Genomic DNA, 13,312 nt, shown 5'->3' on the forward strand with positions numbered 1-13,312 from the left:
TGGTCTGTTCTATGGCGTGGGTGGCAACGGTGGCCTCGGTGGCGATGGTGCTGTGGGTGCTGCTGGTGCGATGGGTCTTGCCGGCCTTGATGGCGGTAACGGTGCCGCCGGTGGCGCCGGTGGTAACGGTGGTGCCGGTGGTCGGGGTTCGTGGCTGATCGGTTCCGGCGGTAAGGGTGGTGCCGGTGGTCAGGGTGCCAACGGTGGTGCCGGTGGTGTCGGTGGTGACGGTGAGGACGCGATCCTGGCCGGTGCCGACGGTACGGACGCCGGCAACGGCGGCAACGGCGGTGCCGGTGGCCTTGGTGGTAACGCGGGCGCCGGTGGTGCCGGTGGTTGGATCGGTTCCTCGGGTGCCACCGGCGCCGCGGGTGCCGGTGGCAATGGTGGTGCCGCGGGTGCCGGTGGCAACGGTGGCGCCGGTGCTGACGGCGACGGCGCGAACCTTGATGGTGGCGCGGGTGGCGCCGGTGGTAACGCCGGTACCGCTGGTGCGGGTGCTGGTAGCGGTAGTGCGGGTGCGGCGGCGACCACGGGTGGTAACGGTGGTCGCGGTGGTGATGGTGCCGACGCGGTCGTTGCGGGTGGCAGCGGTGGTAACGGTGGCGCTGGTGGTGCCGCCGGAAACTTGGGCAATGGCGGCGCGGGCGGTAACGGTGGCGCCGGCGCGGCCGGCACCGCTGGTGAGACCGATGGCAACGGTGATGGCACCAGTGGTCTCGCTGGTGGCGCCGGTGGTCTCGGTGGTGCTGGCGGTTCGGCGCAGGCCGGTAACGGTGGTGCCGGCGGCGCCGGTGGTGCCGGCGCGGCCGGTGGCGCTGGCGGTAACGCGGCCGACGGTGCCAATGGCGCCGACGCTGCTGCGGGCAGCGGCAACAACGGTGGTGACGGTGGCGACGCGGCCGGCACGGCCGGCACCGGTGGCGACGGTGGCGCCGGTGGTGCCGGTGGTGCCGGCGGTACCTCGGCGAAGGGCCTGGCCGGTGTCCACGGTGTCGGCGGTATCGGCGGCGACGGTGGCGCCGGTGGCGCGGCGGGCAACGGTGGTACCGGTGGTGCCGGTGCCGGCGGCGGCCTGGGCGCAGCAGCCGGTAACGGCGGCAATGGCGGTAACTCCACCTCGGTTGCCGGGCAGGGCGGTAACGCCGGTGCCGGTGGCTCCAGCGGTGGCGCAACCTACGCGGCCGACGGTACCGCGGGTGTGGCGGGTTCGGCCGGCAACGGTGGCGATGGTGGCGCCGGTGGCGACGGCCAGGTCCTCGGCGACGGCACGGTCCAGGTCGGCGGTGCCGGCGGTAACGGCGGCAACGCCGGTGACGTCGGTAACGGTGGTAACGGCGGTAACGGTGGACAAGGCGCGACGGGCCAGACCGGTTCCACGGACCTCAACGGCAACGGCCTGTCCGGTGGTACCGGCGCTGCCGGTGGCGCGGGTGGCGTCGGTGGCGCCGGTGGTGCGCTCGCGGGCAACGGCGGTAACGGCGGCGCGGGCGGCGTAGGCGGTACCGGCGGTACCGGCGGTAAGGGCTACGACGGCGAGAACGGAATCGACGCGGCTGCGGGCAGCGGCGGCAACGGTACCGACGGTGTCAACGCCGGTAACGGTGGAACCGGTGGCACCGGCGGTGTCGGCGGCCAGGGTGGTGCCGGTGGCACCGCGGCCGCGGGCAACGCGGGCGTCCAGGGTGACGGCGGCGCGGGTGGTCTCGGCGGCGCGGCCGGTGACGCCGGTAACGGTGGTAACGGTGGCGCGGGCGCGGGCGGCGGCAACGGCGCCACGGCCGGCTTCGGCGGCAAGGGTGGCGACGGCGGTAACCGCGGCACCGCTGGTGCCGGCGGCGCCGGTGGTTGGAACGCGGACAACACCTCTCAGGCTGCTACCGGTGCCACCGGTGCGGCCGGTGGTGGCGGCAACGGTGGCGCGGGCGGTAAGGGCGGTGACGGCGAGCTGCTCGGTGGCATCGTCGCGCAGGCCGGTGGCGCCGGTGGTAACGGTGGTGCGGCCGGCAACGACGGCGAGGGTGGTGCGGGCGGCGACGGCGGTGCCGGCGCATCCGGGGCTCACGGCACGACAGTCGTGATCGACGGCACTGCCGGCGGTGACGGCGCGTCCGGCGGTCACGGTGGTACCGGCGGCGCCGGTGGCGCGAACTCCGGCAACGGTGGTGCCGGTGGTGCCGGCGGCCAGGGCGGCACCGGTGGTAACGGTGGCGCGGCCGACGATGGCTACGTGCTCGACGGCGCGGGCGGCAACGGTGGCGCAGCGGGTGCCGGTGGCGCGGGCGGCAACGGTGGCTCCGGCGGCATCTCCCCGACGGCTACCGGCGGTGCCGGTGGCGCGGCAGGCAGCGGTGGCGACGCCGGTATCGCTGCGGTCGGCGGCCAGGGCACTGGCGGCGGCGGCGGCACCAACGCGGGCGCCGGTGGTAACGGTGGTGACGGCGCCAACGGTGGCAAGGCCGGCAATGCCGGAGTCGGTGGGCTCGGTGTGGTAGGCGGAAACGCCGGCGCCGTGGGTACCGATGGTGTCAACGCTGACGGTGCCGACGGCGGCCGCGGTGGCGACGGCTTCGGCGCGATCACCGGTTTGGGCGTCGGCCAGGGCGGTGGCAACGGTGGCCAGGGCGGTAACGCGGCCGCGGTCGGAAATGGCGGCCACGGTGGCACCGGTGGCGCCGGCGCGACGATTGACGGTGTGACCGACCTTCTCACCGGTAACGGCACCGACGGGTTCGTCGGCGGCGCCGGTGGCAACGGCGGCCAGGGCGGCGCTGGCGGCAGCACGTCGGGCAACGGTGGCGATGGTGGCTTCGGCGGTGTCGGCGCCCAGGGTGGCGCCGGTGGCGCGGGTGCGGACGCCACGGTGGCCGACACCGACGGTGGCAACGGTGGCAACGCCGGCGCCGGCGGCGTGGGCGGTAACGGCGGCCAGGGTGGCTCCGCCACCAACGGCATCGGTGGCAACGGCGGCAACGCCGGCATCGGCGGCAACGGCGGCGTCGGCGGCGTCGGCGGCACGGGCCTCGGCGGCGGCGGCGCGGCGAACGCGGGTAACGGCGGTAACGGCGGTAGCGGTGCGCTCGGCGCCGCAGCGGGCCAGATCGGTCTCGGCGGTACCGGCACCACTAACGGCGCGAATGGCTCCGCTCGTCCGGACGGCATCGCCAGCGACGGCGGCATCGGCGGCCAGGGCGGCGCCGGCGTGGGCCTGTCCGGCGGGGTCGGCCAGGGCGGCGGTAACGGTGGCGTTGGTGGTAGCGCGGCCGCGATCGGCAACGGCGGCGCCGGTGGTGCGGGTGGCGTCGGTGCCACCGTCGACGGCATCACCGCTGTTGACGGCCACGGCACCAACGGCTACGTCGGCGGCGTCGGTGGTAACGGCGGTACCGGTGGTCTCGGCGGAACCACCTCCGGCAACGGCGGCGCCGGTGGTGTCGGTGGCGCCGGCGGTAAGGGTGGTGCCGGTGGTGCGGGCGCTGACGCGATCCTCGCCGACACCGCGGGCGGTAACGGCGGTAACGCCGCGGCCGGTGGTGCCGGCGGTGCCGGTGGTACGGGCGGTGAAGCGACCGCAGGTGTCGGTGGTGTCGGTGGTGACGCCGGTGCCGGTGGCGACGGTGGCGCCGGTGGTGTCGGCGGTACCGGCTTGGGCGGCGGCGGCGGAGCCAACGCCGGCGCCGGCGGCAACGGTGGTAACGGTGCCGACGGTGCCGCGGCCGGCACCGCGGGTGTCGGCGGTGTCGGCAGCGACGGTAACGGCGCGTCCGGCAACGGTGCTGCGGCCGGTTTGGGCACCGACGGTGGCGCCGGCGGTAACGGCGGTGTCGGTCTCGGTGTGATCGGCGCCAGCGACATCGGCCAGGGCGGCGGCGCTGGTGGCCAGGGTGGCAACGCGGCGACGGCCGGCAACGGTGGTGCCGGTGGTGCCGGTGGTGCAGGTGCAGAAGGCGCAGCCGGTATCACCGCGATCGACGGCAACGGCACCAACGGCACCCACGGCGGTGTCGGTGGTTCCGGTGGTGTGGGTGGCCAGGGCGGAACTGCCGCCGGCGACGGCGGCGCCGGTGGTGTCGGTGGCGCTGGTGGTGCCGGTGGCAACGCGGGCCACGGCGCCAATGGCACCAGCGGCCCGGTGGTCACCGCGGGTAGCGGAGCGTCCGGCGCCGACGGCACCGACGGTGGTGACGGTGGTGTCGGTGGCAACGGTGGAGCCGGTGGCAACGGTGGCGCCGGGGGTAGCGCGAGCAACGGTGCGGCCGGTACCGAAGGCGCCGGTGGCGTCGGTGGTAACGCCGGTAACGCCGGTAACGCCGGTAACGGTGGCCGCGGTGCGGACGGCGCCGGCGGCGGCAGCGGCTCGGTTGCGGGCTCCGGCGGCAACGGTGGCAACGGTGGTGACCGTGGCTCGGCGGGCACGGCGGGTGTGGGCGGCTGGAACGCCTCCAACACCAGTCAGGCAGCCGGCGGCAGCGCGGGCGCCGCGGCCACGGGCGGCAACGGTGGGGCCGGCGGTAAGGGCGGCACCGGTGTGCTCCTCGGTGACGGCACCGCACAGATCGGTGGCGCCGGTGGCCACGGCGGTGACGCCGGAACCATCGGCAACGGCGGTGCGGGCGGCAACGGTGGTGCCGGCGCATCCGGTGCGGTCGGATCGGTTGCCACGGCCAACGGTGGAACCGGCGGCAACGGTGCGGCCGGTGGTAACGCCGGTAGCGGCGGTAAGGGCGGCTCGATCTCCGGTAACGGCGGTCTGGGCGGCGTCGGTGGCGCCGGCGGCAACGGTGGTGCTGGTGGCGCCGGCATCGAGGGCCTGGCGGGTGCGGATGCCGCCGCGGGCTCGGGTGGCAACGGTGGCGACGGCACCAACGGTGGCAACGGCGGTAACGGTGGTGTCGGTGGAGCCGGCGGTAATGGCGGTGCCGGTGGCACCGCGACCAACGGCACTGCGGGCCTCAACGGCAGCGGCGGCATCGGCGGTAACGGTGGAGCCTCCGGTACCGCAGGCACCGGTGGGCACGGTGGTGCGGGCGCCGGCGGCGGAGCCAACGACATTGCCGGGCACGGCGGTAACGGTGGCGCCGGCGGTGACCGCGGCGTCGGTGGTGCCGCGGGTAAGGGCGGCCTGAACGGTGACGGTGTCACCTACCGTTCGGACGGTGCGATCGGTGCCGACGGCGGCGGCGGCAACGGCGGTAACGGTGGCGCCGGTGGCATCGGCCAGCTGCTCGCCGACGGAGTGACCGGCCAAGCCGGTGGCTACGGCGGTAACGGTGGTGCGGCTGGCACGATCGGCACCGGTGGTGCCGGTGGCGCTGGTGGTCACGGCGGCAACGGCGTTGTGGGCTTCACCGGTGGCGACGGCAACGGGACCCTCGGCGGCAACGGTGGCTTCGGTGGTGCCGGTGGTAACGGCGGCACCGGCGGCACCATCTCCGGCGCCGGTGGTGTCGGTGGTGCCGGCGGTACGGGCGGCAGCGGCGGTAACGGCGGCAACGGTGTTGTCGGGGCAGCCGGCGACCTCGGCGGCAACGGTGGCCAGGGCGGTAACGCAGCCGCCGGTGGTGCCGGTGGTATCGGCGGTAACGCGGCCAACGGCGCAGGTGGCGTGGGCGGCGCCGGCGGTAACGCCGGTGCCGCGGGCAACGGCGGCACCGGTGGTGCCGGTGGCGACGGTGGCAGTGGCCTTGCGGCCGGCAACGGTGGCGACGGCGGCACCGGAGGTGACCGCGACCTCGGTGGCGCCGGTGGTGCCGGTGGTATCGGCCAGGGCAGTACGCAGGCGGCCAGCGGCGCGGCCGGAACCAACGGTTCCGGTGGTGATGGCGGCGCCGGCGGTAACGGCGGCAACGGCGTGCTCTTGCCCGGTGATGGCGCACAAGACGGTGGCGCCGGCGGTAAGGGTGGCGCGGCCGGCGCGATCGGTACCGGTGGTGCCGGCGGTAACGGTGGCGCGGGCACGGCCGGTGTCAACGGCATCACCGACGGCCTCGGCGACGGCACTTCCGGCACCGCGGGCGGCAATGGCGGTAGCGGCGGCGAGGGTGGTGCCGGTGGTACCACCTCGGGCAACGGTGGCGCCGGCGGCCTCGGTGGTGTCGGTGGAGCGGGTGGCCACGGTGGCGCCGGTGCCAACGCAGCCAATGGCGCTGATGCCGGCGCAGGCAGTGGCGGCAACGGCGGCGACGGCGCGGACGCCACCAGCACCAACGGAGACGGTGGAGCGGGCGGTAACGGTGGCGCCGGTGGCGCCGGCGGTACGGCGACCAGCGGTGACGTCGGTGCGGCTGGTGCCGGTGGCGTGGGCGGCGCCGGTGGTAACACCGGCAACGGCGCCAACGGTGGTAACGGCGGTAGCGGTGCCGGTGGCGGCGTGAACGCCATCGCCGGATCCGGCGGCAATGGTGGTGCCGGTGGTATCGCCGGCACGGCGGGCACCGGTGGTGCCGGTGGCCTCGGTGGCGACGGCACTGCGGCCGACAACGGCCAAGACGGCGCTCAGCTCGGTGCCAGCGGTGGTAACGGCGGTACCGGTGGCAACGCTGCGCTGGGTCAGCAGGGCGGCCACGGCGGCAACGGTGGTGCCGGCGGAACCATCGGTCATGGCGGCGCGGGCGGCGACGGCGGTGCCGGTGCCAACGGTTCCGCGGGCATCACCGACGGATCCGGCAACGGCACCGACGGCACGTCCGGCACGGCGGGTGGCAATGGCGGCCTCGGTGGTGTCGGTGGCTCGATCGCCGGTGACGGTGGTGTCGGTGGTAACGGCGGTGTCGGTGGACACGGCGGTGCCGGTGGCAATGCCGCCAACGGCGCTGCGGGAGCCAATGCCGCGGCCGGCAGCGGGGCCAACGGCGGTACCGGTGGCGACGCCACCGGCACGGCTGGCGCCGGCGGTGAAGGCGGCGCCGGCGGTAACGGTGGCGCCGGCGGCACCGCGACCAACGGCAATGTCGGTGCCGACGGACTCGGCGCCACGGGTGGCGACGGTGGCGCGGGCGGTAACGCCGGTGTCGGTGGCCGCGGTGGCGACGGTGCCGGTGGTGGCTCGAACCTGGTGGCCGGTTCCGGCGGTAAGGGCGGCAACAGCAGCAGCACCGCGGGTGCGGGCGGCGCGGCCGGGGCCGGTGGCCTCGGCGGCGACGGCGCCACCCAGGCCGACAGCGGTATCGACGGTGCCGGCGGCGCGATCGCGGTCGGTGGCACCGGTGGCAACGGTGGCAACGGCACCGTGCTGGGCAGCGGCCTGGCGCAGGCCGGTGGCCACGGCGGTGTCGGCGGTAGCGCGACCGGTGAGTACGGCAACGGTGGCACCGGTGGTAACGGTGGCAATGGCGCCGCTGGTACCTCGGGTACCAACGCGGCCAATGGTGCGGGCGCGGCTGGCGGTAACGGCGGTAACGGTGGTTCGGCCGCCCAGCACGGCACCGGTGGCACCGGCGGCAACGCGGGTAACGGCGGCAACGCCGGCAACAACACCTCGGTGGCCGCGAACGGCGGCACGGGCGCCATGCCGAAGGACCCGAACGGCAACTCCATGCCCGGTGGGGCCGGTGGCGACGGCGTCCAGGGCGCCACTGGCTACGCCGGTGGAGCGGGCGGCACCGGCGGTGTCGGTGGTGCCGGTGGCACCCTCACCGGTGACGGCGGCAAGGGCGGTCTCGGTGGTAATGGCGGGATCGGCGGCGGCGGTGGCACCGGTGGCAACGGCGGCACCGGTGGTGCCGGTGGTGCCGGTGGCCTCGGCTTGCCCGGCCGTACCGGTGGTACCGGCGGCGAGGGCGGCCAGGGCGGCGACGGCGGTGTTGGCGGTGCGGCCGGCCAGGGTGGCGCCGGTGGTGTCGCGCTGGGCGAAGGAAAGTCCGGCGAACACGGTGCGGGTGGCTTCGGCGGTAAGGGCGGTGCCGGCGGTAAGGCCGGTGTCGGTGGTAACGGTGGCGCCGGTGGCGCCGGCTACAACGGCCTGGCCGGTCAGGGCACCGGCGGCGGTGGCGCCGGTGGCAGTGGCGGTACCGGTGGCCAGGGCGGCACCGGTGGTCAAGGCGGCCTCAACGCCGATGGCACCACCGCACAGGGCGGCTCCGGTGGCATGGGCGGCAAGGGCGGCAACGGCGTCAACGGTGCCTCGCGGCCCAGCAAGTCCAACTGGGCGGGCGCTGGCGGCGACGGTGGCCGGGGTGGTTCCGGCGGAACCAATGGCGACGGTGTCGCCGGTAACCCCGGAGCCAATGGTGTCAACGGCACTAACGCCGGCGCTGGCAAGGGCCCGGCCGGTGTGGGCGGTGCCGGTGGCGCTGGCGGCACGGGCGCACCGTAACCCAGCGCGTACCTACGAATCCCCGGTCCGACACTTCGGTGTCGGGTCCGGGGATTCGTACATTTGGTGCTGGCCCAACGTATTTCAACAAAAAGGTCGGTGACAGAAGCTTCTGTCACCGACCCATCTGCCGACGCGCCTATGGCTTGTCTTGATGACTCCGCGGCAGGTCTTCCGGGGTCCGCAGCCAGGCGAACAGTGCGATGTGCTGATCCCACTTGGCCATGTAGTGCTCGCCCAGGAACGTCCCCCCACGTCGCTCCCAGAACCGGCGCCCGTACGAGCCGTCGCCCGCGTTGGTGTCGCCGAGAATTCGCCGGCACTCCGGTTCGATCTCAAACACGCTCTCCACGAACCCGCGGAACATGATCGCGCCGTGACCGTGCTCGACCATGTCGATCTCAGCGATCGCCGCGTGCAGGCCGACGTCATAGGGATGAGCGTCATAAATCGTGGCGAGGTCATCTTGGGCAACCCGGAACAACTCCATGTAGCCCATCGGCCGCCCGTTCATGTTGAAGACATAGGGCCGGGAGTAGTTGCCCGCGAACTGGATATCCAAGTGCCGCTGCCATTGGTCTGCCGGATAGGCGTAGCCCCACGTGTCGGCCAGGTGCGGCCGGTTCATCCACTCGGAGATCATCTCCGCGTCGCCGGGCTGGTCGGCGAAACGCACGCTGTACGGCTCTGGGAACTTCGGCAGCGGAGGCGGCGGAACCGAGAGAATGTAGTCGCTCAGACCAACCCGTTGCCGCGGCATCTGCGCACTCATAGCGCACCCGAATCCGTTGTAGCCGCTCCGGTTTCGGTAACCATGAACATTCCTCCTGGAAATCCGTTGACGGCGGCGCCGCCAACAATTGGCACGCCAATGATGCTACGTTGCCGGACGAAGATCAGCGCCGAATATGTGCTCTGGCGCCTGAAAGAGTGGCTGGGTTTTCAGGCCGATGCCACCACGCACGTTCGGCGCCTAAAGCGTCAGCACAACCTTTCCGGTCACCTCACCCGAGGACAGCAACCGATGCGCTTCGGCCGCCTGCTCGATAGGCAGCCGAGCCCCGATCACCGGCTTGATCTGACCGGTGCCGATCATCGGCCAGAGGTCGGTGGTCACCGCGGCGACCACCGCGCCCTTACTCTGGGGCCCCTCCACTGGCCGCCCACGTAGGGCCGTACCGATCACCCGGGCACGTTTGGAGATCAGTTTGCCCAAGTTGAGTTCGCCCTTCACCCCGCCTTGCATCCCGATCACCACCAACCGGCCGTCGTTGGCCAGCGCGTCGATGTTGCGGTCCAGGTAGGCGGCCCCCATGATGTCCAGAATCACGTCGGCACCGCCGGCCTCGCGCACTCGCGCCACGAAGTCGTCGTCGTGATAGTTGACGGCGATCTCGGCACCCAGTTCGCGGCAGAACGCCAGCTTGGCCTCTGAACCGGCGGTGACGGCCACCCAGGCCCCGAGTTGGCGTGCCACCTGAATAGCGTGGCTGCCCACCCCGCTGGCGCCACCGTGCACCAGCAGGAGCTGGCCCTCCGACAGGCCGGCCGTGAGTACCAGGTTCGACCAGACCGTGCAGGCCACCTCGGGCAGGCCGGCAGCATCCACCAGGTCGACACCGTCGGGGATCGGCAATACCTGGGGGGCGGGAACCGCGACGTACTCGGCATAGCCGCCACCGGCCAGTAGGGCGCAGACCTGTTGTCCGGCGGTCCAATCCGATACTTCGTCGCCCACCGCCGCGATAACGCCGGAGGCCTCCAGGCCTAGCGTTTCGCTGGCCCCCGGTGGGGGTGGGTACAGCCCTGCAGCCTGCAGCAGATCGGCCCGGTTCACCCCGGCCGCGGCTACTCGAATCAGCACCTCGCCCGCAGCCGGCGCGATGTCAGGGACCTCTCGCCAGGTGAGGACGTCGGGGGACTCGGCGACGATGGCACGCATGTCGGACACGCTACTACCGGGCCGAGGTGGGCCACGTGTATCGGATTGGCCGGGGTACGATTTTCCGCGGTGGCGTGGCAGAGCGGCCTAATGCACTCGCCTTGAAAGCGAGAGACGGCTAACACCGTCCGGGGGTTCAAATCCCTCCGCCACCGCCATGTGATGAGTCGGGTCATGGGTTACACATGAGTCGCGTCATCGTTACGGATTGCCCCGGCTTTTGCCGGGTTTTTCTGTTTGTTGGGCCAGTAGTGGTGGTCGGGGTCGATGTGGTGGCTGGCGATGATGTGGTGGCCGGTTTTGGTGATGACGGTGACGGTGGTGGCGGTGACCAGGATGAGTGCGGGTGTGCTGGCGTGGCCGCGGCCGATGCCGAGGTGGTGTAGGCGGCTGCCGTGGCGCAGGGTGAGTTTGCCGTAGTGGTCGACGATGTCGCTGCGTAGCCGGATGGCGGTGCTGGGTTGGTTGCCGGGGGTGGCTTTGGGGCGGGCGAGGTAGGCCTGCTCTAAGAGGTGGTGCGGGTGGGCGCGGTGTGGGCGCTCGGTGTTGTAGACGGTGAGGAATTGGCCGAACCGTTGTCGGTCAAAGTTGCTGCGGGAACCCGAATTCGAGGCTGGTTGCGGTGAAGGTGTCGACGACGTCGGGTCCACCGACGCGGTGGTGGGCGGTGCACGCGAGGAGGTAGCGGGAGTGGTCGTCGAGCCAGTTGAGGATTTCGGTGTCGGTGCCATCAGCGAGGCTCCAGTGGGTGAAGTCTGATTGCCAGCATTCGTTGGGTTGTTCGGCGGCGAACCGGTGATATGCGCTGCGGGGGCGTATGCGGGGTTGGGGGGATCAGGCCGTGGTGGTGCAGGATGCGCCGGATGGTGGAAGTCGATGGCACCGGTAGGTGTTGGCGGGCCAGGTGGTCTTGCAGGGTGAGGGGGCCGGCGTCGAGGCCTTCGGCGGTGAGTTTTTCGCGGCGTAGGACGACGGCGGCGATGACGTCATCGGAGGTTCTGCGGGGGTTGCTGGCCGGGCGTCGGGAGCGGGGTTCGAGGGCGTCGAGGCCCCCGGTTCGGTAGCGGGCCAGCAGTCGGTAGAGGTGTTGGCGCCAGATCCCGTAGGTGCGGGCTGCGGCGGTCACCGACAGGTTTCCGCTGAGGACTTCCAGGACGGCCACACGCGTTTTGGACCTGACCCAGGACTGTCACCTATGACGCGACTCATCGACCAGCGTAGTGATCAGATGCTTCAAGCGGGTCGGTCCACGTCAGTGGAGTAATGTTGCGAAATGCGGTTGACTTGACGTATGCCGCCTCCGCCGTCTCGTCGCCGAACCGCCAGTGACCTTCCCGGCCTCGACATCGCCGAACAGCGATCGTGGCAGAACTACCTGCATGCGGCGCTGAGGTTTCATGCCGCGATGGACCGCTGGCTCACCGAGGCCCATCAGCTGTCGCTCATCGACATGCGGGTGCTGGACATCCTTGGCGATTCCGATAACGGCGCCGTGCGGATGGGTGACTTGGCGGCTGCTCTGGCGGCCAATGCGCATCACATGACCAAGCGGATTCATCGGCTTCAGGAGCGTGGCCTGGTGCGAAGAGAGCAGAATCCCAAGGATCGCCGTGGGGTGGTGGCTAGGATCACCGACGCGGGTCGACGTGTGGCGGCGGACGCCGGCCTCGACTACGCGCGGGGGGTTAAGACCTACCTCATCAGCCCGTTGTCGCGGCGTCAGCTTGCCACCCTTGAGGAGAACTGTCGCCGGATCAACGTGGGTTTGGATCGTTCCGGCTCGATGCTGTTCGTCTCGCGAGCTTCGCGCGACGAGCCGCCCAGCAAACCGAACTGATCCGCTGAAAGCGTGTTCCGGCGGCGTGCAGTTGCAGCATTGGGCAGCCTCGCCAGGGCGATTGGGCGACCGTGGCTTTGAGGCTGCGATGATCGTCGGGCGGGCCGCGCATCGTTCCAGCAGTGACGGGAACGTCGAGCCCGCCCGGCCACTCGTTGACCACTACCGACAGGCCCGCCTTGCCCCAACAACTCGCGAGAGCGGGTCGTGGCCGGTCGGCATCAGGCCTGAAACTCCACCGCATGCAAGACTTCGCCGCGTGTTGGTTGTGGGCGGTATTCATCGGCGCTTGGATGGCTGCGCCGTTGGTGCAACTGGCGTAAAGCGGTTTTGCTCGTGAAGCCCTCGATGGAGCCGACGGAACTCTAGCGCGGTCCACTGTTACACGTTCTATTACTAGGATATGCAGCTAATCACCGTGTAAGATATAAATGTCATTATTCAGCAGGTATACTGGATATGACCGACTACAGCTATGCTGAAGGGCCGCTAGAACGAGTTCTCATTGTTACCGGCGAGTTAGTTTCCGCTTGAACCAACGACGTAGCATCTCGAAGTTTGCTGCACTGAGCGCAAAACACCTCAGAGCAGCGCAGATGATAGTCCGGCGGACATAGCGGGCCGCTGGGGAATGGCACTCATGTGAGCGACGTGATGAGGTCCGCCGCGATTTCCGCGGCCTTTCTTGGCCGCAGTTCGGTACCGTCGCCCGCCGTGGAGGAGACGGGTGCAAGACCACCGAAGATGTGGCTGCAGGGGCTCGATGAGATCGAGCAAAGTGCCTGGCAACAGTTTGTGGAGTCATCGATGGGTGTGTTGGCTGAGCTGAATCAGGCTCTGGCCAGCCGGCATCAGCTCGACCTGTTCGAGCTACGGTTACTGGACGTACTCGCCAAATCCGACAGGGGGTCCGCCCGCATGAGCGAACTCGCCGAGCTTTTGATGCTGCGCCGCAGCAGGGTGACATGGCTCGCCCGCCGATTGGAGACGCGGGGGCTCCTCCGTCGCGCTCGCATCACGGGCGACGGTCGCGGAGTACGGGCCGAGATCACCGCCGACGGCCGGACGCGAGCGGCGGCGGCCCGCAGGACCTACGCGCAAGAGATTCGCAGGCTGTACGTGAACCAAATGTCTCGCCAGCAAATGCTCGCACTGGGCGCAAGTTGCCATCAGATCACTGCTTCGTTGCCGTTGCCTTTGCCGGGTAAGTCCCCTGGGG

4 protein-coding genes, 1 tRNA gene and 2 pseudogenes are annotated in these 13,312 nt (G+C 71.3%); 4 read left to right on the top strand and 3 right to left on the bottom strand.

From position 1 onward, the window contains the following. Window positions 1-4: 4 nt before the first annotated feature. Window positions 5-8,314: pseudogene (locus tag N416_RS24310) on the top strand (hypothetical protein); the annotation flags it as partial. Window positions 8,315-8,453: 139 nt separating this feature from the next. On the opposite strand, the gene N416_RS0118500 reads toward N416_RS24310, so the two are convergent. Together N416_RS0118500 and N416_RS0118505 are read right to left on the bottom strand one after the other, a co-directional pair. Next, window positions 8,454-9,086, bottom strand: a complete 633-nt coding sequence (locus N416_RS0118500; protein WP_024443592.1) for a GNAT family N-acetyltransferase — start codon at window positions 9,084-9,086, stop codon at window positions 8,454-8,456. Window positions 9,087-9,287: 201 nt separating this feature from the next. Continuing rightward, window positions 9,288-10,256, bottom strand: coding sequence for an NAD(P)H-quinone oxidoreductase (locus N416_RS0118505; RefSeq protein ID WP_036458567.1), 969 nt, complete (start codon window positions 10,254-10,256; stop codon window positions 9,288-9,290). Window positions 10,257-10,324: 68 nt separating this feature from the next. Between N416_RS0118505 and N416_RS0118510 the strand changes: the two genes are divergently transcribed. Then, window positions 10,325-10,414, top strand: a tRNA-Ser gene (locus N416_RS0118510). A gap of 21 nt (window positions 10,415-10,435) precedes the next feature. On the opposite strand, the pseudogene N416_RS22840 reads toward N416_RS0118510, so the two are convergent. Beyond that, window positions 10,436-11,418: pseudogene (locus N416_RS22840) on the bottom strand (helix-turn-helix domain-containing protein). A gap of 129 nt (window positions 11,419-11,547) precedes the next feature. Here N416_RS22840 and N416_RS0118525 point away from each other — a divergent pair. Further along, window positions 11,548-12,093 carry a MarR family winged helix-turn-helix transcriptional regulator gene (locus tag N416_RS0118525; protein ID WP_024443594.1) on the top strand — a complete coding sequence of 182 codons (546 nt, stop codon included), beginning with the start codon at window positions 11,548-11,550 and terminating at the stop codon, window positions 12,091-12,093. A 642-nt stretch (window positions 12,094-12,735) separates the two neighbouring features. Further along, on the top strand, window positions 12,736-13,312 hold a 577-nt coding region (locus N416_RS0118535), incomplete at its 3' end, for a MarR family winged helix-turn-helix transcriptional regulator (RefSeq protein ID WP_155943402.1).

This window comes from Mycobacterium sp. UM_WGJ, from assembly GCF_000455125.1.
Classification (GTDB): domain Bacteria; phylum Actinomycetota; class Actinomycetes; order Mycobacteriales; family Mycobacteriaceae; genus Mycobacterium.

Coding starts and splice junctions, on each gene's coding strand:
- N416_RS0118500 (WP_024443592.1), bottom strand. CDS start 9,086: ATGAGTGCGCAGATGCCGCGGCAACGGGTTGGTCTGAGCGACTACATT.
- N416_RS0118505 (WP_036458567.1), bottom strand. CDS start 10,256: ATGCGTGCCATCGTCGCCGAGTCCCCCGACGTCCTCACCTGGCGAGAG.
- N416_RS0118525 (WP_024443594.1), top strand. CDS start 11,548: ATGCCGCCTCCGCCGTCTCGTCGCCGAACCGCCAGTGACCTTCCCGGC.